We start from the raw sequence: 25,225 nt of genomic DNA, 5'->3' as shown, positions 1-25,225 counted from the left end.
GCGGTGATGGGTGCGGTTGGCGCTCAGCCGAAGACGACGCCGCCGTTGACGTGCACAACTTGGCCCGTGATCGTGCCAACGTCGGAGGCCAGTAGGAAGCCGACCATGGAGGCGATCTCCTCCGGCTCCGAGAGCCGGCCGAGCAGGGAGAGCTTCCGGATCCGATCGCGGTCGGCCTCCTCCAGCACCTGCGTCATGGGCGTCTCCGTCGCACCGGGCGCGACGAGGTTGACTCGCACCGGGTGGGGGGCGAGTTCTCGGGCGTAGCCGCGCATCAGGCCAATGACGGCTGCCTTGGACGTCGCGTACGCTCCGTTCCCCATCAGCCCGCCTCCGGTGAAGGCGGCGACGCTGCCGAGCACGACGACCGAGCCGTGCGGGGCGCGGCGGATCAGGTGCGGTCCGGCGGCCTGGATGGTGTTCTGCACACCGATGACGTTGATGTCGAGGACGCGCCGGAACTCGGTGACATCGATCTCGAGCAGTGCCGAACGGCTGACGATCCCGGCGGCGGCGACGACTCCGGTGATCCCATGTCCAGCAGCGGCGAACGCGTCGGCGCCGGCCCGTAGTGCCGCCGGATCCGTCACATCCGCGCCGATGGCGACGTGCCCGTCTCCGGGCAGGGAGGTAATGGCGCGCTCTGCCGCAGCCGGATCGATGTCCACGATCGCCACGCGGGCGCCGCGGGCGGCGGCCTGGCGGGCGCAGCTGAGTCCGATGCCGGAGGCACCGCCGGTGATCAGGACGGCTTCGTCGGTGATCGGTGTTCGAACCATGTCAGTGCTCCTTCGAGAGGGTCAGAGGATCGCCATCGCGTTGGCCGGGCTGCCGACTCCGCCGAGCAGGTTGAGCGGCTGTGCGGTGACGAAGACGTCGTAGTGTCCGCGCTGGGCACAGGCTGCAGCGAGGACGTCGAGGTCCCACAGCTCGCCGATCGTCAGGCCGAGGAGGGGGATGAGGATGCGGTGCAGCATGCCGCTGTGGCTCGAGGGTGGCATGGTCCCGGTGGTGTCGGCCGCGACGGTCAGCGTCGATCCGGTGGCCGGCCACGCCTCCAGCGCGACGTTGTCGGCGGCGGCAACGGCGACCCGGCGGTCCCAGAGCCACGCTGCAGTGCGTTCCGACTGCTCCAGACCGGGCGAGCGCAGCACGCCGTCGGAGTGGGGGGCGTCCCGGAACGCGCCGAGCCAGCCGGTACGGATCATTACGATGTCGCCGGGGAGGACGTCGCTGCCCTGCCACCGGAGTGCCGCGTCCAGATCGTCGGTGGGGATCTGCTCGCTCGTCATGTGGTCGATCGGCCGGCCGATCGAGTCCCGATAGGCGCCCACGTCAATCACCAGACCCCGACCCGCGACGCCGCGCTCCGCAACGGCCTGGATGCCCAGCTCCGGCCGGCCCGCGACCAGCGCCGCGGGGTCGGCCCCGTTGTAGAAGCCCTTGTCCGGATGGCCGAAGTGGCGCAGCCCGTCGAGCTGGGTCGATGCTTGCAGAAACAGGCTGTCGACGCGGTCGTCCCGGTGGAAGCCGTTGAGACCGAAGACGGTGTGCTCGATCGAGCCGCGGTGAGCGATGATCGGCGGGTCGAAGGCGGTCAACGGCAGATTAAGGGGCACGACCTCTCCGCTGCGGATGCTGCTGCGCGCGTCGAGAACGCGTACGGGGGTGAGGTGGTTCAGCGTGCCGAGCTGGTCGGCGTCGCCCCACAGCCCCCAAGCGGTTCCGCTCCCGCGGCCTCTGCGGCTGCCCAGCTCGGCATAGCTGGGCAGCGCATCCGCTCCGGTCGGGTTCATCAGATCGTGTCGCCGGTCTCCGGCGCCGCGACGACCTGGTGGATCTCGATCATGTTCCCGGCCGGGTCGGTGAGGAAGATCTGGTGCCATCCCTCGACCGACCAGATGCCCCAGTCGTCGAACGGGATGCCGTGCTCTGTGAGCCGAGCCTTGATGGTCTCGATGTCGTCGGTGCGGAAGGCGAAGTGGCCGCCGATCAGCGGATTGACGGAGTGCCCCTCCTGCGCCGCAAGGTAGGGCTGACGCTGGGTCGCGTGGATCTGGAGCTCGTTCGGGTCGCCGGCCTCGAAGAACTTCGCGGCGTCCTCCCACGCGGCGTCGCCGTCGGTCGTGCCGCTCGCCGAGGTGGCGATCATGGCGGGGGAGGGGAGCAGCGGCAGCCCGAGCGCGTTTCCGTAGAAGTCGGTCAGGACCGACATCTTGTCGGCGGTGACATTGACGTGGTGCAGGCGGAGGTAGGCCATGGTGTTCCTTCTCATGAGTGTTCGGTGGTGGTGGTCATTAGGCTGAGCGCTGGTGCTCAGCGATCAGTGCGGTAGCGCTCGAGCTTCGCGGGGTCGACCCGAACTCCCAGACCGGGCCCGTCGGGGACTCGCATCGTCCCGTCCGTGATCGTCAGCGGCTCATCGAGCAGGCTGTCGGCGAGGTCCAGGTAGTTCGACAGCTCCGCCGCGCTGCGGGAGGTCAGCTCCTGCGACGCGCCGAAGACGAGGGAGCAGACGGTGCCGAGGTGGGCATCGATCTGATTGCCGATCACGGCGTCGATCCCGAGTCCTTCGGCGAGGTGGGACACCCTGAGCGAGTCGGAGAAGCCCGTGCGGGCGGTCTTGATGCTCACGGCAGTCGCGGAACCGGCGAGGATCTCACGAGTCACGTCGGCCGGAGTCGGGACGCTCTCGTCGGCGACGAAGGGGATGGGGCACTGCGCGACCAGCCAGCGCCTTCCGATCACGTCGTCCGCGGGGCAGAGCTCCTCGACGCGGCTGAGCCCTACACCTTCGAGGCGGCGCACCGCGTCCGCCGACTCCGCCGCTGTCCAGCCGCGGTTGCCGTCGATGTACAGTTCGGCGTCGGGACCGAGCGCGATCCGCACGGCTTCGCACACCGCGACGTCGAGCGGGACAGGGCGGCGGCCGACCTTGATCTTGAAGCTTGAGATGCCGAGCGTCTCACGCAGCTCCAGCGCCTCGCTCGCGACGATCTCGGGGGCGTCGAATCCGAGCATGTGGCTGACGCGGAGGCGGTCGGCATAGCCGCCGAGCAGCTGGTGCACCGGGGTGTCGACCGCCTTCCCCCACGCGTCCCAGAGGGCCATGTCGATCGCGGACTTCGCGGTCGGGTTTCCGACTGTACGGCCGAGCCGTCGCCGAATCTCCTCGCGGTCGAGGACGGAGAGACCGATCAGTGCCGGAGCGAACAGCTGCTCGATCACGGCGACGATCGAGGTCTGGGTCTCGCCGTAGGTGTACGGACGGGGAGGAGCCTCGGCGACTCCGGTCACCCCTGCGTCCGTGATGATCTCAACGAGCACGTTGTCGGCGACGGCGATCGAACCGCTCGCGAAGTGCAGCGGCTTGCCGTAGGGGATCGCGTAGGGGATCGCTCGCACCGCGACGATTTTCGGTGCGGCAGCCGTGAGGGCTGCAGTTCTCGTGGGTTCGAGCAGCACGGTGTCGTTCCTCCCTGTCTGACGGATGCGGATGCGGATCAGTGCCGGGCAGCGGCGGTGTCGGTAAGGGTTGTGCCGTTCAGGCCGCCGGTGTGGCGATCCGCCCAGCCGATCAGCGTGTAGGTGAGCACGGCGGCGATTCCGAAGAATCCGGACATGACGAGCAGACCCGCTGAAGTGGAGCCGGTGAGGTCGGTGAGGTAGCCGAGCACGTACGGCCCGACGAGGCCGCTCGTGTTGCCGACCGAGTTCACCAGGGCGATCGAGACTGCGGCGAGTGCGCCGGCGTACACCTGGGCGACCGTCGCCTGGAAGGTGGAGAGCACGGCGAAGAAGCCGGCGGCCGCGAGGCTGATCCCGAGCAGAGACAGGTACGGGTTCCCGGAGAGCACTCCGACGAGCAGGCCGATCGCCGCGGCGACGAGGGGGAGAGTCAGGTGCAGTCGGCGTTCGCCGGTGCGGGAGACGCTGCGCACGATGAGGAACATCACGACCGCCGAGATCAGCCAGGGGATGGCCGAGACGAAGCCTGCTCCGACGACGTCCAGCTGGAACTGCTCCTTCACGATGGTCGGCAGGAAGTAGGTGATCGACCAGAATCCGATCAGGATGCAGAAGTAGGTCAGCGCGAACGCCCAGAGCGATCCGCGGCGCAGCGCATTCGGGATCTGCTTGAGGTGATGGGCGTCGGCGTTCGCCGACTGCGTGACGTGCTCGACGATGTAGGCCTTCTCGTCGGCATCCAGCCAGGTCGCCTTGGCGGGGCTGGAGGGCAGGACGAAGAAGATGACGACGGCGAGGATGACGGCAGGGATGCCCTCGATCACGAAGACCCAGCGCCATCCGGCAATGCCGGCGATTCCGTCCATGAGGAGGATCGAGGACGTCACGACCGAGCCGATCGCCAGCGCCACGGGAACGGCGAGATTCAGAAGAGACAGCGCCTTGGGCAGCAGCCGCGTCGGGCACCAGAGAGCGAGGAACAGCACCGTCCCGGGGGAGTAGCCGGCTTCAGCGAGTCCGAGGAGGAATCGCATGATGAACAGCGTCGCCTCGTTCTGCATGAAGGCCATCGCGATCGTGACGACGCCCCACGAGATCATGATGCGTGCCAGCCAGACCCGGGCGCCGACCTTCGACATCAGCATGTTCGAGGGGATCTCGAACAGCAGGTAGCCGATGTAGAAGAAGCCGGCGGCGAGACCGAACGACGCTGCGGTCAGTCCCAGATCCATCGAGAGCGGGCCTGCGATCACGCCGAGGTTCGCTCGGTCGATGTAGGAGACGAACATGCCGATCATCAGGATCGGCAGCACCTTCAAGCTGACCTTGCGGTAGACGCGTGCTTCGATGTCGGGGCGTTGCGGGGCGGCGATGGCGGTCATTCGCGACTGGCCTCTCTTCGTTGAGGGGACACCGATTCGGTGATGTCTATCAAGGACGCTAGATCGACACTGTTCCGCTGTGAATGTGCAATCGGCTATCGACCAAGACGCTCCGCGTATGAATCGGGTGTGGGCAGCACCTCCTCGGAGACGTCGAGCACCGCGGCCAGAGCTGCCGACGGGTCGTCCTTGCGCCAGGTCAACGTCGCGAACATCCGGTCCGGATGCACATCATCGAGGGGGCGGTAGGCGATCCCCACGGTCTGCGACGGACTCACGGAGCTGAGCGTGATCGTCATTCCTGCGCCCGCTGCGACGAGCGCGAGAACGGTCGCCGAGTCGGGGGCGACCTGGACTACGCGCGGGCGGAAGCCCGCGGTGATGCAGAGCGCATACATCGTGGACTGCAGGATCGAACCGGTGTCGGCCGGCAGGCTGACGAAGTCCTCGTCGTGCAGCTCGGCCAGGCTGAGGCTCGTCCGCGCTGCAAGAGGGTGCCCCTCGGGGAGCGCGCACAAGATCTGCTCCACCTCGATGACTCGGGACTCGAGCTCGGGGTGCGGCGTGGGAAGCCGAGCGAAGGCGAGATCGAGCGAGCCCTCGAGCAGCATGTCGAGGGCGGTGTAGACGTAGGTCTGCGACCGGAGCTGCAGCTCGACACCCGGGTGCGCCTCGCGCACCGCCCGCGTGAGGATCGGCAGCACCCGCTGCGTAGAAGCGCCGGCGAAGCCGATCCGCACCCTGCCCTGATCACCGGCCGCGATGGACTCGGCCAAGCGTCTGGTCATCGCGACCTGGCTGAGCACCTTGCGGGCAGGGACGAGCAGGCGAGCCCCCGCATCAGTCAACGAGACCGTGCGGGTGCTGCGCTCGAACAGCTGGATCCCCAGGTCGAGTTCGAGCTGACGGATACGAGCGCTCAGCGGCGGCTGCGAGATGTGCAGTCGAGCCGCCGCTCGGCCGAAGTGCAGCTCCTCCGCCACGGCGACGAACGCCTGGAAGTCACGTAGTTCCATCGCGCCCACTCCTTCTCGATCGGCGATGACCGATTCGCACTATTCTGCGCAGCGAATGAATGGCCTGTCCATTCGTATTGGACGGGCCTGCCTGTGTCTGATGATCTGAGAGCAGCGGCGCCCGACGTGGCGCGCCGTTGAAGGGAGACACCCCATGTCCGAACGACTTCTCATCACGGGCGGCGCCTCCGGTATCGGACGGGCCATCGCGACGCTCGGCATCGAGCGGGGCTGGGACGTCGTCGTCCTCGACCGCCAGGAGTCCCCGGTCGGACGATCAGTGATCGCAGACCTGTCAGACGAGGAGAGCACCGCCTCCGCATTGCGAGAGGCACTCGAGGGCGGTCCGATCACCAGACTCGTGAACAACGTCGGCGCCGTGTTCCCCTCGTCCCTCCGCGAGCAGACGCTGATGTCGATGGACTTCTCGCACGCGCTGAACCTGCGCTGCGCCGTCCAGTGCACCCAGGCGGTGCTCGACGGCATGACCGAGGCAGGGTTCGGCCGAATCGTCAACATGTCCTCCCGCGCCGCCCTCGGCAAGGAGCTCCGCACGGCGTACGCCGCAGCGAAGGCGGGGCTGATCGGCCTCACCCGCGTCTGGGCGCTCGAGCTCGGCTCGTCCGGCATCACCGTGAATGCGATCGGCCCGGGCCCGATCGCCACCGACCTCTTCCTGAAGGCGAATCCCGCTGAGTCGCCGCAGACGAAGGCGATCATCGCCGGCGTCCCGGTCGGGCGACTCGGGCAGCCGGAGGACATCGCGCATGCGGCCGGGTTCTTCCTCGACGACGCGGCCGGCTTCGTGACGGGCCAAACACTTTACGTCTGCGGAGGACTGACGGTCGGGATCAACCCGGTGTGATTCGCGAAGCCCTACCCAGCGAGGAAGGGCAGGTCGCCCGAGGCCCAGATCGCTCAGTTCTCGCCCAGATACGCCGCTTCGACTGCTCGGAAGTCGCCGAGGAGCTCGTCGGCACGGCCGGAGAGTGCGACCCGGCCCTCCGCCAGCACGTAGGCGCGGTCGGCGACCCGAAGCGCAGTCTGCGCGTGCTGCTCGACGAGCAGGATGCCGACGCCCTCGTCGCGGGCGGCACGGAGCGCGTCCATCAGCCGCTCGACGAACTTCGGAGCAAGGCCGAGCGAGAGTTCGTCGATCATCAGAGCTCTCGGCCGGCCGGCCAACGCTCGCGCAACGGCGAGCATCTGCTGCTGCCCGCCCGAGAGCAGTCCGGCGGTGCGGCGCAGGTGCGGTTCGATCTCGGGGAAGTACGCGAGTGCATCAGCGATGCTGCCGCGGCCGAGTCTGAGGTTCTGGGCGGCCGTGAGCCCGAGTAGCACGCCGCGTTCCTCGATCACGTACGCGAGGCCGCCGCGGACCCGGTGCGAAGGCGGATCCGTGCGCGCGACGCCGTCGAGCAGAACTCGGCCGCTCGTCGGCGTCACGAGACCGGCGAGGGTCGACAAGGTGGTGCTCTTTCCCGCACCGTTGCGGCCCAGAAGAGCCACGATCTCGCCTGGCTGCACGTGCAGAGAAACGTCTCGGAGCACCCGGACAGGGCCGTAACCGGAAACGAGGTTCTCAGCCCGCAGCGCTGCGGTCCCAGTGATGATCGCAGTGGTGCTCATGCGGGAATCTCCTGTCCGAGGAACGCTCGCTTGACGTCGTCGTGCGATCGCACCACGTCGGGTGCTCCGTGCGCGATGACCGCGCCGAACTCCAGCACGGTGATGTGGTCGCAGACCCGCATCACCAGGTCCACGTCGTGCTCGACCAACAGCACGGCGATGCCCCAGCTGTCGGCCATCTCCCGAATGAGAGCGCCGAGTTCCTCCCTCTCGAGACTCGAGAGCCCGGCTGCCGGTTCGTCGAGGAGGAGCACCTGCGGAAGTGCGGCTACCGATCGGGCGATGGCGACGAGTCGCCGCCGCCCGTAGGGGAGTGCTCCGGGGAGAAGGTCGAGTGTGTCCTCGAGGCCGAAGCGATGGACGGCGTCCCAGGCGGCCGGGCTCATCCGGCCGCGGCCAGGCCGGACCAGGTCGGTGAGGTAGGACAGCGACGAGCGCGAATCCGACCCGATCACCAGGTTCTCCCGCACCGTCAGCTCTTCGAACAGCTCGAGCCCCTGCAGGGTTCGTCCGAGCCCGCGCCGCGCGCGGGCTGCCGCCGACAAACGGTCGATTGGCCGGTCATCCAGCGTCACGGTTCCGGTGTATCGGTGGGTGATGCCGGTGATCGAGTCGATCAGCGTCGTCTTGCCGGCACCGTTCGGGCCTATTACTCCCTCGACGAGGCCGGGTTCTAGACGAAGCGTGACGTCGCTCAGGGCCTGGATACCGCCGAACGAGACGGTGAGACCCGTCACGCTCAGACTCGAGCCCCCTGTCCGCTGCGGCAGACGGAGGTCCGACTCCGGCGCCGATGCGGGCACGGGCCGCGGCGACGAGCGACGCAGACGTCGGCTGAGTGCGCTGAGCATTCTCCCGTTCGCCGGAATCGCGCCGTCTGGAGCCAGGATCAGGTTCAGCAGCAGTGCGATTCCGAGAAGTAGTGGGAGCAGCTGCTGTCCCCCCGTCAGGGAGAGCAGGTAGTAGACGAGCCCGCCGGTCACAGCGAAGCCGCCCATGATGCCGCCGGCGATGAAACCGACTCCGCCGAGCACGACGGCGCCGAGCAGCGTCATCGACGCGTCGACGGTGAAGCCGTTGAACACGAGCAGCGGCTGGCGGAAGGCGAGGAGGGAACCGGCCAATCCGGCGAGACCGCCGGCGACAGCAAGCGCGTAGAGCCTGGCGCCCTTGACGGAGACGCCGAGGCTGGCCGCCGCGCGTTCGCTGGAGCGGGTCGCGAGCAGCCGCCGTCCGGCGGAGCCGCGGCGGAGGTTGGCGACGAGGAGCGCGCCGATGACGAGCACGGCGGCGCACACCAGCGCGAAGCGCTCCGGGTGCTGCACGGGATCGAGGTCGAGCCCGAAGACGGTCGCGGCGGGCACTTCGAGGCCGCTGATGCCGCCGGTGATTCCGGGGTTCTCCAGTACCAGCGCCTGCACGGCGAGTGCCATACCGACGGTGATGATGGCGACGACGTCACCGCGGACGCGAAGCGAGAGCAGCCCCACGATCACCCCCGCGAGGATGCCGGCGAGAGCACCGACCAGCAGGCAGACCAGGAATGGCGCGTGCAGGACATCCGCTGCCTTCGCTGCAGCGAGAGCGCCGAGGCCGGCGATCGCGTACTGCGCCAACGACAGTTCTCCTGCGAACCCAGTGGCCACGACGACCGAGAGCGCGAGGACGGCGACGATCAGCGAGGTGCTGAAGGCGTCCAAGGCCCCTCGGCCGAGGAGAAGGGAGAGGGAGCCGGCGACGACGACGGACACGATCACCGGAACCGGTCGGACGATCCCCGTTCCGACGGCCGGGAGCCGCTGCCGGGAACCACCGCGACCACGAACGACATCGCCACGGATCAGGATCGCGACGACGATCACGATGAAGGGAATGGCGGTGGACCAGCCGACTTCGCCGTGGATTCGGACCGCTTGAGACTGCGCGATTCCCAGAACGAGGCCGCCCAGCATCGCCAGGCCGAAGGAACGGAAGCCGCCGATGAGGGCAGCGGCGAGAGCGCAGTAGACGATCTGGCCCATCCCCGAGACGCTGATGCCGTTCATCGGCGCGATCAGAATGCCGGCGACGCCCGCCAGCGCCGCGCCGACGGTCCAGTTGACCAACGACACGGTGCGCGAGGACCAACCGAGCACCTCGACGGCGGTCGCGTTCTCCGCGGTGCCGAGAGTCGCGAGGCCGACGCGGGTGCGCCGCAGCACGACAGTGAGGGCGATTGTGACAGCGATGCCGACGCCGAGCACGATCGCCCGGTCGGCACCGATCACCAGAGTGTCGGTGATCCGGATCGCGTTCGTGGGCAGCAGACCGGGCACGAACTTGGTCGCATCGCCGTAATAGAGGGCGGCCGCCGACTGAATGACAGTGAAAATCGCGATCGTCGCGACCAGACGCGTGATGGTCGACGATCCTCGGAGCGGACGCATGACGATCAGTTCGATGGCGGCACCGGCAGCGCCCGCCGCGATAAGCGCGACGAGGGCACTGACCCAGAGCGGCAGCCCCCTGCTGGAGCCCTCGTAGTAGACGTACGCGGCGAGCAGCGCGATGGCGCCCTGTGCGAAGTTCAGCACCCGACTCGAGAGGAAGATCAGCACCAGACCCTGCGCGCTCAGGCCGTAGACCGCGCCAATTCCGATTCCCAGGAGGGCGAAGCGGAGGAAGTCGTCCATCTCACGCCCCCATCGTGTTCGAGCAGCCGCTGGTGTTCGACGCCATGCCTCAGCCGGCCGAATCCACGATGAGGTCCGAGATCGAGACGAAGGGCTCGTCCGCATCCTGGAGGGTGAGCGCGCCGTCTTCGACGACCTGGAACACGACGGTCGTATTGAACATCCGCGGATAACGGGTGCTGATCGAGGTGGTGGTGTAGGGCGGGGTGATGCCGCCCATGTCGAGGTCCGTCACCGCGCTCATCGCCTCGAGGGTGCTGGCTGCATCGATCGTGTCGAGGTCGGCGACGACCCGCGAGAACGTCCACATCGCCAGCCATTCGTGCAGACCGGTGGTCGAGGTCGGCATCGCGGAGTCGAATGCCGCGAGATCCTGCGCGTACTGCACGGTTCCCTCGGTGTCGGCGGACGGCGGCACGATTCCGTCGACGCCCATGACACCCTCGGCCGCCGCTCCGGCGCTCTCGATGACACTGTCGGTGAGGTTGAACGGGAACGTCGAGATCATCGAGTCCGGCGCCAAGCTCCGCATCGACGTGATGAAGGCGGCCTCGTCGGCGGCGAAGCCTGCGACGCTCGCGCCGTTCTCGGTCGCGGAGGCGACGGCCGGGCTCAGGTCGGCCGACTTGGCCGGGATCTGAACCAGACCCGAGTAGTCGGCTCCATCCGAGACGGCACCCTTGCCGACGGCGTCACCGACCTCCGTCGCGATGCCGCCGAGCCCGCCGGGAACGATCGCGCTGACATCCTTCGCGCCGGCGCGGGCGAGCTGCAGGCCCATGCCGAGCGTCTGGCCGACGAAGCCGGAGGTGTCGGGGAAGGATACCGGGCTGGTCAGGCCGATGTCCGTGAACGGCGAGACGCCGATCGCGGGGATACCGGCAGCCTCGAGGATCGGCAGGACAGTGGTCTCATTGGTCGTCTGCAGGCCGACGACTGCCACGACGCCCGTCTCCACCGCCTCGCGGGCGCACTGTCGGGCAGTGTCGGCGCTGAGCTCGTCGCTGCAGACGATCACCTCGATCGGGCGCCCGTCGATACCACCGGTAGCGTTCACCGCGGCGGCGGCGGCTTGCGCGCCGGCCGGGAACTCCGGATTCGCGGTGCCGATCGCTGGTTGGGTCCAGTTGCCGATCGTCATGACGCGGATGGGGTCGCCGGTGAGGCCGGCGAGCGGGGTCGCGGCGCGGCCGGGGGTGGCCTCATCGGCGGCCTGGGCGCTGCAGCCCGTCAGGGCGATGCCGGCGATGGCGGCGATGGCGAGTACGCGCGCGGCGCGCGGGGTCCTGGTGTGCATGGGTGGCCTTTCGGGGGAGTCAGGAGTGCGTGGGTGTCGGCGAGGGGAGGGTGCCGTCGTCGACCAAGACGACGATCTTGCCGAAGGCTGCGGGGTCGGCGCGGCGCTCCTGCGCGGCCGCGATATCGTCGAGTGAGAAGACGGAGTCGATCGGCATCCGGTACCGGCCGGATTCGAGTCCCGCCACCCACTCCCGCATGAGCTCGGGGGTGCGCGCCGTGCCGTGGACACCGCCGGCGGTGAGACGCACGGTCGGGGGAATGAGTTCGAGCGGATGCGGGAACGACGGCACGGAACGGTCCTCCTTCACGCCGGAGCGGATGGAGTTCGCCTGATCCTGCAACAACCCAGTGAGGCAGACGATGCCGTACTGGTGCACGCAGCGCAGGGTCGCCGAAAGGGTCGCAACACCGATCAACTCGATCGCGAGGTCGGCACCGCCGGGGACTGCTGCGTGGACGTTCGCAACGAGGTCGTCGTCGTCGAGAACGACGTCGTGGACGCCGTGCTCACGCAACCGGTCGGCCTTCGCCGGATCGCGGGTGCTCGCGATGACCCGGGCACCGGCGTCGATCGCTAGCGTCGCGGCCGCGAGGCCGACACCCGAGGTGCCACCGTGGATGAACAGCGTTCTACCGTCGAGCTCGCCGAGGCTGCGCAGCGACCCGGAGGCGGCGGTGAAGGATCCCGGCATGGCGGCCAGCGCGATCGGATCCAGGGACGTCTCGACGGGGAAGACGTCAGCCTCGTCCGCGACGATGTAGTCGGCCCACGCGCCGTCGCGGGTGTAGCCGTAGCCGCCGTATGCGCCGACGACCCGCCGACCGATGAGCTCGGCGGACGTGGGCGCCTCCTCAACGACACCCACGAAGTCGTTGCCGAGCACCAGAGGCAGCTTCGCGGTGGAGACTCCTGCGCGGCTGGCGATCTCCGAGCTGATGACGGTGGTGGCGAGCACGCGCACCAGCACCGTACCGATGCCTGCGACAGGACGGGGGACGCGCTCCCAGACGGGCGAGCCCACTGTGGGCTTCTCACGGACGACGACGGCTCGCATTCGAGGCGGTCGTGGCTCGGCGGCTGGAGTGGTCAGGGGTGATGCGAAAGACATCGTGGTGTTCTCCCGTTCGGGGCAGCGATCGGACCTCGCAGGCACGCGGCAGCGCGCCACGAGCGGCACGGACCGCGGTGGAAGGAGGACGAGCAGAAGAGCGGTCTCAGCTCGGGGTATCGAAGGGGTGGGTCTTCTGTCTCGACATCCGCTGGTGCAGGGTGAGCCGATCGCCTCGGATCCTGGTGAAGGCGTACTCGACGGGATCTCCGTCGGCATCGAAGACGAGTCGCTCGAGAACGAGCAGCGGGTGGCCGGGCTCGACGCCGAGGAGGGAGGCGTTGTACTCGTCCGCCACCGACGCTTCTATGGCGTGATCGGTGACGCCGAGCGCGATGCCGGCCCGGGCGTACAGGGAGAACCACTCGTCATGCGCGCCGAAGCCCTCGACGATGGAGAGGAACGACGCGTGCACGTAGGTGGTCGCGGTGTCGAGCGGAACCCCGTCCATGAACGTCGTGATCTCGACCACGCCGCAGTTCGCACCGACGGGGAGCCCGAGTTTGCGGGCGACGCTCGGCGGCGCGACCTCCTCGGCCGACAGGATGATCCGGTGCTCGATGTCCTGCACCGGCCCCTGCAGCACGTCGAAGTCGTGCGAGACCCGCGTCGGCGTGACCAGGGTGCCCGCGCCCTGCAGCCGCTGCACGAGGCCCTCCTTGCGCAGCTGCTCCAGGGCGTCACGGATCACTTGACGGCTGACGGAGAAGGCCACCATCAACTCGGTCTCACCCGGCAGGACTCCGGAGGGGATCTCGCCGTGCATGATCGCCGAGCGCAGCAAATCGTAGATCCGCATCGCCGCCGCCAAGCGTCGCTCGGTGCGGGGATGGAAGTTCGCCATGGTCAGAAGCACCCCTTCATTAGAGGTGGCTGGAGTTACAACAGAATATCCGCCGCGTATCGCCGGAGTTACGCTGGATGAGACGGAGCGCGACCGCGGCAACTCGCGGATTTCCAGGCTCGACTCCGGCGTAACGCCGGAAGATCGTTGCTCCCAACCCTGCTCGACCGGATGATCCTCCCGCGCAGCTCGTCGCGCACGGTGCTGTCCCCGGCGATCCTGCGAGGACGGCGGCCGGACGGACGTATCCGATCGGACGACCCTCGTCAGGCGGTGCCTGACGCTATCCGCAGGTCGGCGAAGACCGCACGGGTCCCGATGTCGACCCACAGCCCGATTCGGCCGTCGCGCGGAGCGATGAGGGTCTCGGGGAGGTCGAGGACCACTGTTCCGTCGATCGAGGCTCTGAGCGTCGTTCTTCCGATCTCCAGCCGCAGATGGAGCCACTCCTCCGGGCGGATGTCGGCTCGGCCCTCGAAGCCGCCATCGGGGCGCTCCTCGCGAAGACGGTCGAAGGGCCATTCCGGGTAGGCGAAGTACTGGACGGCCCGCATCGCACGGGGTCCGGCGGGATTCAAGGAAGCACCGTTCAGTGGTCGGACGTAGACCGCCTCGAAGCTCTCGTCGGTGACGCGATAGGCGATACCCGCGAATGCCCGAGCGTACTCGGGCGCGTCTTCGCGCAGGCCGGAGCGGATGTCGACGTCGATGACACCAGTCAGCAGCTCCTCCGTGAGCAGGACGAACGTGGGCTGGTCGATGTAGTCGGCTCCGGGGACTCCCTCAGTCGCTTCCTCCGTTAGCTCGACCGACAATGCTTCCCGCCCGCCGACCGAGGTAGGAGTCGCTATGACAGACCTGAGCTCCGCACCGAGAGGACGTGCGGCCAGCGGGTCGGTGAACAACAGTCAGCACTCCTTCGCTCCGGCCGATCCGACACGCCACTACTCAGCGGTTCACGACCAGGCAAGCAGATCGGTGATCCCACGGTAGTCGGCGACGGCCCGAACCTTCCGTCCCGGCCGCCACCGACACGGCCCTGCACCGACGATCTCCGCTGTGCACGACGTGACCTCTTCTCCGTCCTCCGCGTCACAGTCGCTCGCGGCGGTCTCCGTCGACGCGCGCACATCCGAGGGCCTCCTTCCACGTCGTCCCCGCAGCGGCGCCGTGGAGCGACTCCCCGGCACAGCACCCCTCTCAACCGCGGAGTATTCTCGTGCCGTGAGTGATCCCGAAGACGACTCCCCAGTCATGCCTTATCTGAGTATGTGGACCACACCTGAAGGCCTCAGCAGCATCAGCTTGACCGAACTGCGCGGCTTCGTGCAGGGAAGCGTAGGGGGTAAGGCTTCCCCGCTGTGGATGCGTGAGATGCCCGGGACTGTTGAGAAGGTCCTCTTCAACTTCATGGAAGTCGGCTGGCAAGGAGAATGGCACGAGAGTCCGAAGCCTCAGTGGATCATTCCGCTCTCGGGCCGATGGTTCATCGAGACCCAGGACGGCAACCGTGTCGAGATGGGACCGGGGGACCTCCACTGGGGCCAGGATCTGAACACGGCCACAGTCGACGGGAACGTCGGTCACCGGTCCGGGCAGGTAGGTGACGTGCCGTGTGTGCAGATGATGATCCAGTTCACGGAGCCCCATAACCCAGGGACGTTCGAACCCTTCGACTGAGACCGCCCGGTCGGCCACCCCCGGAATTCCGTGTTCGTATCGTCGCTTCCACTCAGCGGGCGAGGGCGGCGAGCTCGGCACGGTTGCTGGCGCCGGCCTTGCGCAGCAGGTTCGAGACGTGGAACTTCGCGGTGTTGGCGCTGATGCCGAGATCGTCCGCCATCTGTTGGTCGGAGGCGCCGAGCGTGATCAGGTGCAGCACCTCGCGCTCACGGGCGCTGAGCTCGGCGACGTCCAGCCCGTCGGGCTGCGCCGGGGGATCCAGGGCAGCCGGATCGACAGGGTCGAGCCCCAGTCGCAGTGGAGGCGATCGCGAGGTCGCCGTCGAGCCCCACCTCGGCGGCCGTTCGCTCAGCAACCGGAGAACCTGTTCGTCAAGAATCTGATGGACGCGCTGGACTCGAGATCACGCTCGACATCGGTGGCCTAAGCTCTCTCGCGGGACAAGTGCGGGACGGGAATGCAGGACGACATCGACGGCGCCATCATCGCGATGCTGATCGAGGACACTCGAGCCACGCATCGCCGGATCGCGGAATCTACGGGGATGTCGGAATCAGCCGTGCGCACTCGACTGCAGCGCATCCTCGCAGAGGGCCGGGTGACGCCGAGCGTGCTGATCCATCCCGACGTCGAAGGCCAGCGTTTCGTGTACATGACGCGGCTGACGATCGATACGGTCGCCGACGCGCCAGGCATGCTCGACGGCGGCGTGATGGCCGACTCACCGTGGGTCGCGCGCGTGTCGACGAGCGGTGAACTCCTCGCTCAATTCTCGGCACAGTCGGCCGAGGAGATGATCGCGGGCGTCGATCGAGCCCGGCACGCTCCGGGGGTCGTCCGGGCGTCGAGCTCTTTCATCTCACGGATCTACGTCGGAGCTGACTTCGACTCGTCCGGCGAGGAGCATGCCGATTGGTCGTCCCTTCCGACCCGTCCGATGGACGCGGTCGATCGGTCGATCGTCTCTGAGCTGCGCCGCGATGGCCGGACCAGCTACACGGATCTCTCCAGCGCCGTCGGACTGACCGTCGCCGCGACGAGACGTCGGGTGATCAAACTGGTCGAAGACGGACTGATCCGGTTCGCAACCCGACTCAACGACGAATCGCTCGCCTCCGCCGAGGCTGCCATCGACCTCGCCGTCAATTCCGTTGATTTCGACGCCGTCGTCGGCGCGCTGCTCGAGCGTCGCTCGGTGCGATACGTCATCGAACAGACGGGGCGCTTCGCACTCGCGGCCTACGTCGTCGGCGCGGACACGCGGGCTCTCGCCGCCGCGGTCGACGACATCGTCCGCGACGAGAGGATCCGCGAGCACCGGATCGACCCGCTCGTCGTGCTGCGCGATCGGCTGAGCTGGTTCGGCGGAGTGTCCTAGCCGCACCCTGGCCTCGTGCGGCTGATCGGGCACCTTCGGCGTGCCGTTCCGAGCCGCGATCGGCAAGGAAGCATTTACATGATCGAAACACATCCGGCTCATCTTCGATACATCTCCAGCGTTTTATATACGCATGCCTCGAATGAAGACAAAAATCGTATCCGCCGTGGGCGTCGCGCTCGCTGCCGCTGTGGCGCTGTCCGGTTGCTCCGGCACCGCGGGTGCGGAAGCCTCGCCGGACGGTCTCATCCCCGTGACCTTCGCGCTCAGCTACCTCCCCGACACCTCCCTCAACGGGCTCACCTACGCGCAGGAACACGGCCTCTTCGCCGATCAGGGCTTGGACGTCGAGATCCTGCCGTGGGGCAGCTCGACCCCGGAGTCGCTGGTGGCCGCCGGACAGGCTGACTTCGGATTCGCTACCGACATCCGGACCGCGTTGCTCGCGATGGCCTCCGGTGCGGACGTGACCTCGCTGATGGCCGTGTACCAGCACGTACCCTACGAGCTCACCGTCCTCGCCGATGCCGGCTACACCAGCCCGGCGGATCTCGCGGGGAAGACCTACGGCGGGTTCGGCTCTCCGATGGAGATCGCCGTCGTCGACGACATGATCGCAGCCGCGGGCGGCACCGCCCCGGCGGAGAACGTGGTCCTGAGCGTCGCAGCGTTCGACGCGCTGTCCTCTGAGCGGGTGGACACGGTGCTCTCCTTCCCCGGCGACATCTACGCGATGGAGCAGAGCGGCTCGCCGATCACGACCTGGAAATCGACCGACTTCGGCCTGCCGGACGGCTACGCGAGCCTGGTACTGACCAACAACACGTTCGAGGCGGAGAATCCTGAGGTCGTGAGCGGGTTCATGTCGGCGTTCCAGGCCGGCTATCAAGCAGCGCTCGCCGATCCGGCAGCAGCCGACACCACGGTCATGAAGACATACCCGGATGATCTGTCGGCCGATGTCGTGCAGTTCGTCAGCGACATCCAGACGAAGAGCCTCTACGTGAGCGCCGACGGCATCGTGGGCTCACAGAGCGCCGAGATCTGGCAGCAGAACGCGGACTGGCTAGCGAGCAAGGGCCTGCTGGTGGATGAATCCGGGACAACGTTGGACGCGTTCGACACCGCCGACCTCTTCACCAACAACTACCTGGCGCAGTGATGACCGCACCCCTCTCCACAACCCGGCGGAAGCAGCGATGAAGACCATCACCCTCGGCGCCAGCGAACTCATGTCGATGAACTTCTACAGCAGCGCCTGGACCGACCCCCGCAACCGCACGGCCGGCTTCCCCACACTCGCCCACTGGCAGGAGATCGCGCGCGTCCTCGACGAGGGCGGCTTCGACTTCCTCTTCTTCGCCGACGTCATCGGCTACCCGATGTCGGAGGCCGGGATGCCGGACGCCGTCATCCGCGGCGCCGTGCAGACGCCCTCGCACGACCCCCTCACCGTGGTCAGCGGTCTCGCGGCGACCGTCGAGCGGTTGAACTTCGTGGTCACCGCCTCGACGACAGCGGAACGACCCTTCATGCACGCTCGCCGATTCGCCACCCTCGACCACCTCACCCAGGGGCGGATCGGCTGGAACATCGTGAACAGCGACAACCAGATCGCTCTCGTACGCCTGCTCGGGCTCGGAGCCATCACCGAACACGACACCCGCTACGACCGTGCCGACGAATTCGTCGACCTCTGCAGCGCACTGTGGGAGGGTTCATGGCAGGACGACGCGGTCGTGATCGATCGGGAGAACGGAGTGTTCGCGGACCCGGACAAGGTGCACCCGATCGCCCACCACGGCCGTCACTTCGACCTGGAGGGCATCTTCACCGTCATCCCCTCGCCGCAGCGAACCCCCACCCTGTTCCAGGCCGGGGCGTCACCGCGCGGCCGCTCGTTCGCCGCGCGGACCGCCGAGTGCGTGTACGTGCAGGAGAACTCGCTCGAAGCCGCCCGCTCGACCGTCGCGGACATCCGAGCAAGGGCGGTGGAAGCGGGACGCCTTCCCTCCGACATCAAGATCCTCAACGGCGTCTCGGTCGTGGTCGCGTCGACCCTGGAAGAGGCGGAGGCCAAACGCGAAGCGCTGCGCTCGGCGCCGACGACCGAGATGCTCGCGATGCACTTCCTCGGCTGGACCGGGATCGACCTGCTCCGCCTCGATCCGGAACTGCCGCTGACGCAGGCGGCATCGGAGTACGGGCACAGCACGATCGCGCGATACGACGACGGCCGGACCGTCGGCCGGATCATCGAGGATCTGCGCTCGAGCCTGGGGGGCCTGTCGATCACCGGCACGCCCGAGATGGTCGCCGATGCGATGGAGCGCTACCTCGACGAGGCCGACCTCGATGGCTTCCTGGTCGAGCCGACCTTCGGCGGCCTGCCGGGGTACTGCGAGTTCATCGACCTGGTGGTTCCCGAGCTGCGCCGCCGCGGCCGGATGCAGAGCGCGGACGAGCCGACGACGCTGCGTCAGCGTCTATTCGGCGGCGAGGACGGTCGGGTCAACGACCGCCATCGTTCCGCGCCCTTCCGCGTGACGGTGGGTGCGTGATGAGCGCGGAGCCGACCACCGGCACTTCGCCCGCGGCGGCACTGCTCGCGCGCGTCCCGCTCGGCGATCCCGTCCTGCACGGCCGGATGCACTGCCTGCAGAACGCGGGGCGGCTCGCGGCGGACGCGTACCTCGGCGCCACTCCGGCGACCACGCTGTCGCCGTGCGACATGTGCACCGTGCTCGATGCCGCCGAATGCGAAACCCTGACGGCGGCGTTCATCGCCCGCGAACCGCGGGTCCGGCACGAGGACATCGCCGTATGACGCCCACGGATCCGCGCCGCGACCTCGCGCTCCTGCCGAAGGCTCACCTGCACGTCCACTTGGAGGCGGCAGTCCGCCACACGACGGTCGCTGAACTCGCGACCGCAACAGGCCAGCGAGCACCGCAGCTGCCGTATCGCGGTGATTTCGCGGGTTTCGCCGAGCTCTTCCTCGGCATGATCCGGCTGCTCTCGCTCCCAGACGCACTCGACCGGGTCATCCGCGAGGCTGCGGAGGACGCGCGCGATGACGGTGCCGTGGTGCTGGAGCTCGGCGTCAGCCCGCAGTTCTACGCCACGGCGTACGGCAGCGACGGGGTCGCACTCGCCACGATGGCGGCCGCGGCCGTCGCCGCCACCGCCGCCACCGACGTGGAAGTCGGCCTGATGGTCACCCTCGACCGCACCCTCGAACCCGCCGTCGCCGAGCGCAGCGCTCGTCTGGCCGCCTTGTTCGTCGGCCGCGGGGTCGTGTCGCTGGGCTTAGCGAACGACGAGGTCGGCCATCCCGCCGCCGCGTTCGCCACCGCGTTCGCGATCGGACGGGAGGCCGGGCTGTTGCTCGCGCCGCACGCCGGTGAACTGGTCGGGCCCTCCGCCGTCGTCGAGGCGCTCGACGTCGTCGGCGCCGACCGGATCCAGCACGGCATTCGCGCTGCAGCAGATCCGGCCGTGCTGGAACGACTCGCCGACGAGCGAGTCTGCCTCGACGTCTGCCCGACCTCGAACGCGCTGCTCGGTGTCGTGAGCAGCCTCGCGGAGCACCCCCTGCCGCTCCTGCTCGACGCGGGGGTGGCCTGCTCCATCAACGCCGACGACCCCACACTCTTCGGCTCGGGACTCCTCGACGAGTACGTCGTCTGCCGCGAGGTTCTCGGGCTGACCGACGAGCAGCTCGCCGCCTGCGCCCGCACTTCGATCGAGTTCTCCGCCGCGACCGACCGGACCCGTGCCGCCGCGATCGATGGCATCGCCCGTTGGCTCACCCCGATCTCTCGTTCCTCGGTCGAGACGCCCTTCGAAAGGATCCCCTCATGACGACCGTCTCCGCGGTCCGCACCCGCACACCTCGCGCGCGCCCGTACCGCCGTCGCGGCAACATCGCAGCGGTGCGCATCCTGGCCCCGGCCATCGCCCTCGCCGCTCTCCTGGGCATCTGGCAACTCGCCGCCGAATGGGGCGGCATGTCCGCCTCCGTGCTGCCCTCGCCAGTCCGGGTGCTCACCGCCGGCTGGGCCGACCGGGACACCATCGCGGAGGCGGCCGGAGCCACCCTGCAGATCACCCTGCTCGGCCTCGTCGTCGCTGTACTCGCGGCCGTGGTGATGGCCTCGCTGCTGAGCTTCGCCGCCCCGTTGCGGATGACCTTCCTGCCGATCCTGATCGGCGCACAGTCCGTGCCGATCATCGTGCTCGCGCCCCTCTTCGTGATCTGGTTCGGCTTCGACGCAGGCCCGAAGATCGCCTTGGTCGCCATCGTCAGCCTGCTGCCGCTCACCATCTCGACGCTGCAGGGGCTGCAGTCGGCCGATCCGGATGCAGCCCTCCTGTTGCGCTCCATGGGCGCGTCACGATGGCAGGTGTTCCTGCGGCTGCGCGTCTTCACCGCGCTACCGCACTTCATCACGGGCCTGCGCATCATGACCAGCTTCATCGTCGTCTCCGCGATCTTCAGCGAGTACGTCGGAGCGAAGGTCGGGCTCGGCATCTACATGCAGGCGCAGAAGAACCTGTTCCGCACCGATCTCGTCTTCGCTGCAGTCTTCGTCAGCATCGCGATCGGGCTGGCCCTCTTCGCGCTCACCTACTTTCTCGAGACCCTCGTCATGCCGTGGGAACGGCGCAGAAAGGCCGCTCAGCGATGACCACTCCACTTCTCACGGTCGACTCGATCGCGAAGTCCTTCCCCTCTTCCCAGGGCGGCACGGTCCCGGTGATCGAAGACATCAGCCTGCACCTGAACGCCGGCGAGTTCGTCTCGGTGATCGGCCCGAGCGGATCCGGCAAGTCCACACTATTCACCTTGCTCGCCGAGCAGTCGAAGCCGAGCAGTGGCACCGTCACCTTCCACGGCGAACGCCGACCGGGTCAACCTTTCTCTGCATACATGCCGCAGAAGGATCTGCTGTTCCCCTGGCTCACTGTCGAGGACAACGCCGCACTGGGCCTGGTGCTGCAGAAGGTCCCCAAGAAGGTCGCGCGTCGCCGCATCGCGGATCTGCTGCCGACGTTCCGACTCGATGGGCAGGGCCGCTCGTATCCGTTCGCCCTGTCGGGCGGAATGCGCCAGCGCGTCGCACTGCTACGCACGGTCGTTCAGGATCGACCGGTCCTGCTGCTGGATGAGCCGTTCGGCGCCCTTGACTATTTGACCCGCACCGAGCTGCAGTTGTGGCTCGCGGACCTCTGCGCCCAGAACGGACTCTCGGTCGTCCTGATCACGCACGACGTCCCCGAGGCACTGTTCCTCTCAGATCGCGTCTACGTGCTCTCGAACCGGCCCGCATCGATCCGGATGGTGCTCCAGCAGGACGCCCCGCGACCGCGCAACCTCTCCTACATCGAGACCGACGAGTTCACGCGCAACGAGCGACTCCTCCTCGACGAGCTCACCGCCAGCACCCGACAGGCCGGGCGATGAGCGTCGCCGAGACCGTCGTCGACAACGACTGGACCGGCGAGGAGCGCGGTCCCATCGACGCCGCCCTGCACCGTGCGATGCTCGCGCGCCGGCTCCCGCGCGCAGAACTGCACCTGCACCTCGTCGGGGCGCTACGACCGTCTCAGCTCGCCACGCCACAGTCCGGATCGCGGCCGGACGCGCGACTCGACTACGTCGACGTGCCCGATTTCTTCGCACGGCATAAGGCCACTGCGGGCGCCATCCCTACGGCGGAGTCGCTCGCCGGCGTGACCCAATGCGTGATCGAGGACGCCGTCGACCACGGCTGCCAGCACGTGGAACTCTCCGTCAACGGCAGCGAGTTCGACGACGGGCCGCTGGATCTCGATCGCGTTCTCGACGCGATGGGAGTCGCCTTCGCCCGAGTCCGCGCCCGGCTGGGTGTCACGGGCGGCGTGATCGTCGCGATGGACCGTGATCGGGGTCCGGCGGCGGCGAGTCGGACGATCGACCACGCCGTCGCGGCGCGCGACCGTGGCGTCCCGGTGCTCGGTATCGGCAATGACGGCTCGCCCTCGCATCCGCTCCTCGCGTTCGCCGACGCGTTCAGCGAGGCGAAGGAGCGCGGACTGCGCACCACAGCGCACGCGAACAAGCCCGCCGACATCGAGGATGCGCTCGCGTTGCGCCTCGACCGCATCGACCACGCCTGGGAGCTACAGGGACAGACGATGCTGCAAGAGCGACTCGCGCGAGCCGGGACCCCGGTCACGATGGCGATGACCAGCTGCCTGCTGATGCTGCCCGGCCGATTCCCGACCGCCGCGAGCTTCCCCTTCGACGAGCTGCGCTCCGCCGGAGTCGCCGTCACCCTCAACTGCGACGACGCCGGCATGTTCTTCACCGACTCGGCAAGCGAGTACCGACTCGCGGCCGAGACCTACGACTACGACGGCGTGACCTTGGCCGCTATCGCCATCGCCTCCCTCGAAGCCGCCTGGATCGACCATGACCGCGACGCGCGGCTCGCCGTGTGGCGCGCGGAAGCGGCAGCCCTCGTCCTCGACCCCAGAAACCCCCAGATCGGACCCACCCTGCCATGACCATCATCCTCGGCGCTTTCCAGACCATGAACCCCAACGGCACCGTCGGCGCGAGCTGGCGCCACCCCGAAAACACCTCATCCGGCTACCTGAGCATCGCGTACTGGACCGATCTCGCCCGGACACTCGAGGACGGCGGCTTCGACTTCCTGTTCTTCGCCGACTCCTACGGCTACCCGACCGTCGACGGTGAGCTGCTGCCGGGTGCGGTCGCCAACGGCATGTACGTGCCCATGGCAGATCCGATCACGATCGTCTCCGCTGCGGCGGCGGTCACCTCCCGCCTCGGCTTCGTCGTCACCTCCTCGACCACCGTCGAGCGCCCGGCAGCGATCGCCCGGCGATACGGCACCCTCGACCATCTGACTGAGGGCCGGATCGGCTGGAACGTCGTCACCGGAGCGGCCCAGGGCTCCTCCGCTGCGCTCTTCGGCGAGGAGATGATGAAGCACGACGACCGCTATGCGCAGGCCGCCGATCACCTCACGATCTGCCTCAAGCTCTGGGAAGGGTCATGGGAAGACGACGCGCTCGAGCTCGATACGGCGTCCGGCATCTTCGCGGAACCCGGCAAGGTTCACCAGATCGAACACGATGGGGCCTTCTTGAGGGCGCGAGGGATGTTCGCGGTGCCCCCGTCGCCCCAGCGCAGCCCGCTGATCTTGCAGGCCGGGACGTCGAAAGCCGGACGCGACTTCGCCGCCCGCTACGCGGAGATCGTTTTCATTGGCGGCGGTGATACGGAACAGATCCGAGAGCAGATCGCCGACATCCGCGATCGTGTGGCGCGCGCCGGTCGAGAACCGAGCAACGTCAAATTCCTCGTCGGCGCCCATTTCGTGGTCGGTACAGACGGTGATCAGGCCTCCCGCAAGCGCGCGGACATGCTCTCCTACGCCACGCTCGAGCAGGCCGCGATCACCTACGCCTGGATCACCGGAATCGACCTGAGCCGGCTTCCGCTCGACGAGCCGATGCCGACGCTGACCTCTGAGATGGGCCAGACCAGCATCGACCGATTCATGGATCCGGTCGAGGGTCGCCGGAAGACGGTACGAGAGGTCCTGACAGAGTTCCGCGACAACGGCATCAACGGCACCGTCTTCGTCGGCGCCGCGGAGGCCGTCGCCGATCAAGTCGAAGCCTTCCTCGCCCGAACCGACGCCGACGGTTTCCTGGTACAACCGCACCTCACACCCGGGACGTACACCGATTTCATCGAGCTGCTAATGCCCGAACTGCGCGCACGCGGTCTGCTCGACGCGCACGAGGGGTCCACCCTCCGCGCGCGGCTAGTGCCGGAAGGCGGCGACCGCTTGCCCGACAAGCACACCGGAGCGTCGTTCCGGCGCAGCGCCGTCGCGGTGGGCAAATGAACCAGACGATGCTCGAATACTCCGGCGACGTCCTCGCACTGCGCGCCGCCTTCGCCGCTTACCCCTCCGGACTCGCCGCCATCGGCGCTCGGATCGACGACGAGGACGTGCTGATGATCGCGTCATCATTCACCGTCGGAGTAAGCTACGACCCGCCGCTGTGTTCAGTCGCGATCCAGAACACCTCGACAACGTGGCCCCGACTGCGCGGCGCCAGTCGCCTCGGTGTCTCCGCACTGGCCGCAGATCACGCCGACCACGTCGCCCGACTCGGTTCCCGCAACAGCGCCGGGCGACTCGACAGCGTGGGCTCGAATGTCATCGAGTCCGGCTCGCTCCTCCTCGACGGAGCCGTCGCTTGGTTCGAGTGCTCGATCGATCAGGAGGTCGCCGCAGGCGACCACGCCATCGTCCTACTCCGGGTCGAGGCGACAGCAACTACGGCCACGGCGGATGCCCCCCTCGTTCTGCACCGCGGCGGCCTGCACGGGACACGACTGCTCACCGCGACGGTGTGAGAGTCGATGACGCTCGTCATTGCGCGTCGGCAGTCTTCATCGGCACTCTACGTCTGCGGAGGACTGACGGTCGGGACCACCCGGTGTCATTCGCGAAGCCCTACCCAAGCGAGGAAGGGCAGGTCGGCCGAGGCCCAGATCGCTCAGTTCTCGCCCAGATATGCCGCTTCCACCGCTCCGAGGTCGCCGAGGAGACCATGGACGCCGGCGAGCTCGAGGCCAACATGGCCTTCAAGGCCGGCGCCGACCTGGTGACCGTCCTCGGCGTCGCCGGCGACAGCACCATCGCCGGCGCGATC

Annotated in this window: 25 protein-coding genes and 1 pseudogene; 13 read left to right on the top strand and 13 right to left on the bottom strand. The window is 68.0% G+C overall.

Going from position 1 to position 25,225, the window contains the following annotated elements; all coding sequences use genetic code 11:
* Positions 1 to 23 precede the first annotated feature (23 nt).
* The 6 genes from MT353_RS14935 to MT353_RS14910 all read right to left on the bottom strand — a co-directional run bounded on the left by MT353_RS14935 (position 24) and on the right by MT353_RS14910 (position 5,866).
* Positions 24 to 779, bottom strand: a complete 756-nt coding sequence (locus tag MT353_RS14935; protein ID WP_243625046.1) for an SDR family NAD(P)-dependent oxidoreductase — start codon at positions 777 to 779, stop codon at positions 24 to 26.
* 21 nt (positions 780 to 800) lie between these two features.
* A complete protein-coding gene (locus tag MT353_RS14930) occupies positions 801 to 1,796 on the bottom strand; it encodes a cyclase family protein (RefSeq protein WP_243625045.1) in 996 nt (331 codons plus the stop codon).
* On the bottom strand, positions 1,796 to 2,275 hold the full coding sequence (locus MT353_RS14925) for a VOC family protein (protein ID WP_243625044.1): 480 nt from the start codon (positions 2,273 to 2,275) through the stop codon (positions 1,796 to 1,798). Before MT353_RS14925 ends, MT353_RS14930 begins: the two co-directional genes overlap by 1 nt.
* 41 nt (positions 2,276 to 2,316) lie before the next feature.
* A complete protein-coding gene (locus MT353_RS14920) occupies positions 2,317 to 3,405 on the bottom strand; it encodes a mandelate racemase/muconate lactonizing enzyme family protein (protein ID WP_243625043.1) in 1,089 nt (362 codons plus the stop codon).
* 98 nt (positions 3,406 to 3,503) lie between these two features.
* Positions 3,504 to 4,850, bottom strand: coding sequence for an MFS transporter (locus MT353_RS14915; RefSeq protein WP_243625042.1), 1,347 nt, complete (start codon positions 4,848 to 4,850; stop codon positions 3,504 to 3,506).
* A 95-nt stretch (positions 4,851 to 4,945) separates the two neighbouring features.
* Positions 4,946 to 5,866 carry a LysR substrate-binding domain-containing protein gene (locus MT353_RS14910; RefSeq protein WP_243625041.1) on the bottom strand — a complete coding sequence of 307 codons (921 nt, stop codon included), beginning with the start codon at positions 5,864 to 5,866 and terminating at the stop codon, positions 4,946 to 4,948.
* A gap of 154 nt (positions 5,867 to 6,020) precedes the next feature.
* On the opposite strand from MT353_RS14910, the gene MT353_RS14905 reads away from it, so the two are divergent.
* The gene (locus MT353_RS14905; protein WP_243625039.1) at positions 6,021 to 6,731 is read left to right on the top strand and encodes an SDR family oxidoreductase; all 711 of its coding nucleotides are present in this window, start codon (positions 6,021 to 6,023) and stop codon (positions 6,729 to 6,731) included.
* A gap of 53 nt (positions 6,732 to 6,784) precedes the next feature.
* On the opposite strand, the gene MT353_RS14900 is transcribed toward MT353_RS14905, so the two are convergent.
* From MT353_RS14900 to MT353_RS14875, 6 genes are all read right to left on the bottom strand, one after another.
* A complete protein-coding gene (locus MT353_RS14900; RefSeq protein WP_243625037.1) occupies positions 6,785 to 7,495 on the bottom strand; it encodes an ABC transporter ATP-binding protein in 711 nt (236 codons plus the stop codon).
* Positions 7,492 to 10,167, bottom strand: a complete 2,676-nt coding sequence (locus MT353_RS14895; RefSeq protein WP_243625035.1) for an ATP-binding cassette domain-containing protein — start codon at positions 10,165 to 10,167, stop codon at positions 7,492 to 7,494. The genes MT353_RS14900 and MT353_RS14895 overlap by 4 nt, the downstream gene beginning before the upstream one ends.
* Positions 10,168 to 10,216: 49 nt before the next feature.
* Entirely contained in the window at positions 10,217 to 11,464 is a 1,248-nt protein-coding gene (locus tag MT353_RS14890; RefSeq protein ID WP_243592761.1) for an ABC transporter substrate-binding protein, read from the bottom strand.
* 19 nt (positions 11,465 to 11,483) lie between these two features.
* Positions 11,484 to 12,644 (bottom strand): zinc-binding dehydrogenase, encoded by a 1,161-nt coding sequence (locus MT353_RS22010; RefSeq protein WP_243625034.1) that lies wholly within the window; start codon positions 12,642 to 12,644, stop codon positions 11,484 to 11,486.
* Positions 12,645 to 12,681: 37 nt separating this feature from the next.
* On the bottom strand, positions 12,682 to 13,431 hold the full coding sequence (locus MT353_RS14880; RefSeq protein ID WP_243625033.1) for a GntR family transcriptional regulator: 750 nt from the start codon (positions 13,429 to 13,431) through the stop codon (positions 12,682 to 12,684).
* 254 nt (positions 13,432 to 13,685) lie between these two features.
* On the bottom strand, positions 13,686 to 14,324 hold the full coding sequence (locus MT353_RS14875; RefSeq protein ID WP_243625031.1) for a hypothetical protein: 639 nt from the start codon (positions 14,322 to 14,324) through the stop codon (positions 13,686 to 13,688).
* Between the two features lie 319 nt (positions 14,325 to 14,643).
* On the opposite strand from MT353_RS14875, the gene MT353_RS14870 reads away from it, so the two are divergent.
* A complete protein-coding gene (locus tag MT353_RS14870) occupies positions 14,644 to 15,099 on the top strand; it encodes a hypothetical protein (protein WP_243592765.1) in 456 nt (151 codons plus the stop codon).
* Between the two features lie 52 nt (positions 15,100 to 15,151).
* Here the strand turns inward: MT353_RS14870 and MT353_RS14865 are convergent, their stop codons facing one another.
* Positions 15,152 to 15,457: a response regulator transcription factor gene (locus tag MT353_RS14865; RefSeq protein WP_243625029.1), complete on the bottom strand. Its 306-nt coding sequence runs from the start codon at positions 15,455 to 15,457 to the stop codon at positions 15,152 to 15,154.
* 102 nt (positions 15,458 to 15,559) lie between these two features.
* Between MT353_RS14865 and MT353_RS14860 the strand changes: the two genes are divergently transcribed.
* From MT353_RS14860 to MT353_RS14810, 11 genes and pseudogenes are all read left to right on the top strand, one after another.
* Positions 15,560 to 16,480 (top strand): Lrp/AsnC family transcriptional regulator, encoded by a 921-nt coding sequence (locus MT353_RS14860; RefSeq protein WP_243625028.1) that lies wholly within the window; start codon positions 15,560 to 15,562, stop codon positions 16,478 to 16,480.
* Positions 16,481 to 16,646: 166 nt separating this feature from the next.
* A complete protein-coding gene (locus MT353_RS14855; protein ID WP_243625026.1) occupies positions 16,647 to 17,642 on the top strand; it encodes an ABC transporter substrate-binding protein in 996 nt (331 codons plus the stop codon).
* 37 nt (positions 17,643 to 17,679) lie between these two features.
* Positions 17,680 to 19,041 carry an NtaA/DmoA family FMN-dependent monooxygenase gene (locus MT353_RS14850; RefSeq protein WP_243625025.1) on the top strand — a complete coding sequence of 454 codons (1,362 nt, stop codon included), beginning with the start codon at positions 17,680 to 17,682 and terminating at the stop codon, positions 19,039 to 19,041.
* Entirely contained in the window at positions 19,038 to 19,307 is a 270-nt protein-coding gene (locus tag MT353_RS14845; RefSeq protein ID WP_243625023.1) for a hypothetical protein, read from the top strand. Before MT353_RS14850 ends, MT353_RS14845 begins: the two co-directional genes overlap by 4 nt.
* Positions 19,304 to 20,344 carry an adenosine deaminase gene (gene add, locus MT353_RS14840; RefSeq protein WP_243625021.1) on the top strand — a complete coding sequence of 347 codons (1,041 nt, stop codon included), beginning with the start codon at positions 19,304 to 19,306 and terminating at the stop codon, positions 20,342 to 20,344. The genes MT353_RS14845 and add overlap by 4 nt, the downstream gene beginning before the upstream one ends.
* Positions 20,341 to 21,171 (top strand): ABC transporter permease, encoded by an 831-nt coding sequence (locus MT353_RS14835; protein ID WP_243592772.1) that lies wholly within the window; start codon positions 20,341 to 20,343, stop codon positions 21,169 to 21,171. Before add ends, MT353_RS14835 begins: the two co-directional genes overlap by 4 nt.
* Positions 21,168 to 21,947, top strand: coding sequence for an ABC transporter ATP-binding protein (locus tag MT353_RS14830; RefSeq protein ID WP_243625019.1), 780 nt, complete (start codon positions 21,168 to 21,170; stop codon positions 21,945 to 21,947). Before MT353_RS14835 ends, MT353_RS14830 begins: the two co-directional genes overlap by 4 nt.
* On the top strand, positions 21,944 to 23,032 hold the full coding sequence (locus MT353_RS14825; protein WP_243625017.1) for a hypothetical protein: 1,089 nt from the start codon (positions 21,944 to 21,946) through the stop codon (positions 23,030 to 23,032). Before MT353_RS14830 ends, MT353_RS14825 begins: the two co-directional genes overlap by 4 nt.
* Positions 23,029 to 24,408 carry an NtaA/DmoA family FMN-dependent monooxygenase gene (locus MT353_RS14820; protein WP_243625015.1) on the top strand — a complete coding sequence of 460 codons (1,380 nt, stop codon included), beginning with the start codon at positions 23,029 to 23,031 and terminating at the stop codon, positions 24,406 to 24,408. The genes MT353_RS14825 and MT353_RS14820 overlap by 4 nt, the downstream gene beginning before the upstream one ends.
* An 8-nt stretch (positions 24,409 to 24,416) precedes the next feature.
* Entirely contained in the window at positions 24,417 to 24,926 is a 510-nt protein-coding gene (locus MT353_RS14815) for a flavin reductase family protein (protein WP_243625014.1), read from the top strand.
* Between the two features lie 191 nt (positions 24,927 to 25,117).
* A pseudogene (locus tag MT353_RS14810) lies at positions 25,118 to 25,225 on the top strand (orotidine 5'-phosphate decarboxylase / HUMPS family protein); the annotation flags it as partial.

The organism is Rathayibacter sp. VKM Ac-2927 (assembly GCF_022815525.1).
Classification (GTDB): Bacteria; Actinomycetota; Actinomycetes; order Actinomycetales; family Microbacteriaceae; genus Rathayibacter; species Rathayibacter festucae.
Note: the sequence above shows the minus strand (reverse complement) of the source record. Positions and strands in the feature narration are given on the sequence as shown.

Excerpts from the sequence above, each read along its gene's own strand:
- MT353_RS14925 (WP_243625044.1), bottom strand. The coding sequence starts at position 2,275 with ATGAGAAGGAACACCATGGCCTACCTCCGCCTGCACCACGTCAATGTC.
- MT353_RS14930 (WP_243625045.1), bottom strand. The coding sequence starts at position 1,796 with ATGAACCCGACCGGAGCGGATGCGCTGCCCAGCTATGCCGAGCTGGGC.
- MT353_RS14820 (WP_243625015.1), top strand. The coding sequence starts at position 23,029 with ATGACCATCATCCTCGGCGCTTTCCAGACCATGAACCCCAACGGCACC.
- MT353_RS14825 (WP_243625017.1), top strand. The coding sequence starts at position 21,944 with ATGAGCGTCGCCGAGACCGTCGTCGACAACGACTGGACCGGCGAGGAG.
- MT353_RS14860 (WP_243625028.1), top strand. The coding sequence starts at position 15,560 with ATGCAGGACGACATCGACGGCGCCATCATCGCGATGCTGATCGAGGAC.
- MT353_RS14905 (WP_243625039.1), top strand. The coding sequence starts at position 6,021 with ATGTCCGAACGACTTCTCATCACGGGCGGCGCCTCCGGTATCGGACGG.
- MT353_RS14935 (WP_243625046.1), bottom strand. The coding sequence starts at position 779 with ATGGTTCGAACACCGATCACCGACGAAGCCGTCCTGATCACCGGCGGT.
- MT353_RS14910 (WP_243625041.1), bottom strand. The coding sequence starts at position 5,866 with ATGGAACTACGTGACTTCCAGGCGTTCGTCGCCGTGGCGGAGGAGCTG.
- MT353_RS14895 (WP_243625035.1), bottom strand. The coding sequence starts at position 10,167 with ATGGACGACTTCCTCCGCTTCGCCCTCCTGGGAATCGGAATTGGCGCG.
- MT353_RS14915 (WP_243625042.1), bottom strand. The coding sequence starts at position 4,850 with ATGACCGCCATCGCCGCCCCGCAACGCCCCGACATCGAAGCACGCGTC.
- MT353_RS14835 (WP_243592772.1), top strand. The coding sequence starts at position 20,341 with ATGACGACCGTCTCCGCGGTCCGCACCCGCACACCTCGCGCGCGCCCG.
- MT353_RS14830 (WP_243625019.1), top strand. The coding sequence starts at position 21,168 with ATGACCACTCCACTTCTCACGGTCGACTCGATCGCGAAGTCCTTCCCC.
- add (WP_243625021.1), top strand. The coding sequence starts at position 19,304 with ATGACGCCCACGGATCCGCGCCGCGACCTCGCGCTCCTGCCGAAGGCT.
- MT353_RS14890 (WP_243592761.1), bottom strand. The coding sequence starts at position 11,464 with ATGCACACCAGGACCCCGCGCGCCGCGCGCGTACTCGCCATCGCCGCC.
- MT353_RS14900 (WP_243625037.1), bottom strand. The coding sequence starts at position 7,495 with ATGAGCACCACTGCGATCATCACTGGGACCGCAGCGCTGCGGGCTGAG.
- MT353_RS14850 (WP_243625025.1), top strand. The coding sequence starts at position 17,680 with ATGAAGACCATCACCCTCGGCGCCAGCGAACTCATGTCGATGAACTTC.
- MT353_RS14815 (WP_243625014.1), top strand. The coding sequence starts at position 24,417 with ATGCTCGAATACTCCGGCGACGTCCTCGCACTGCGCGCCGCCTTCGCC.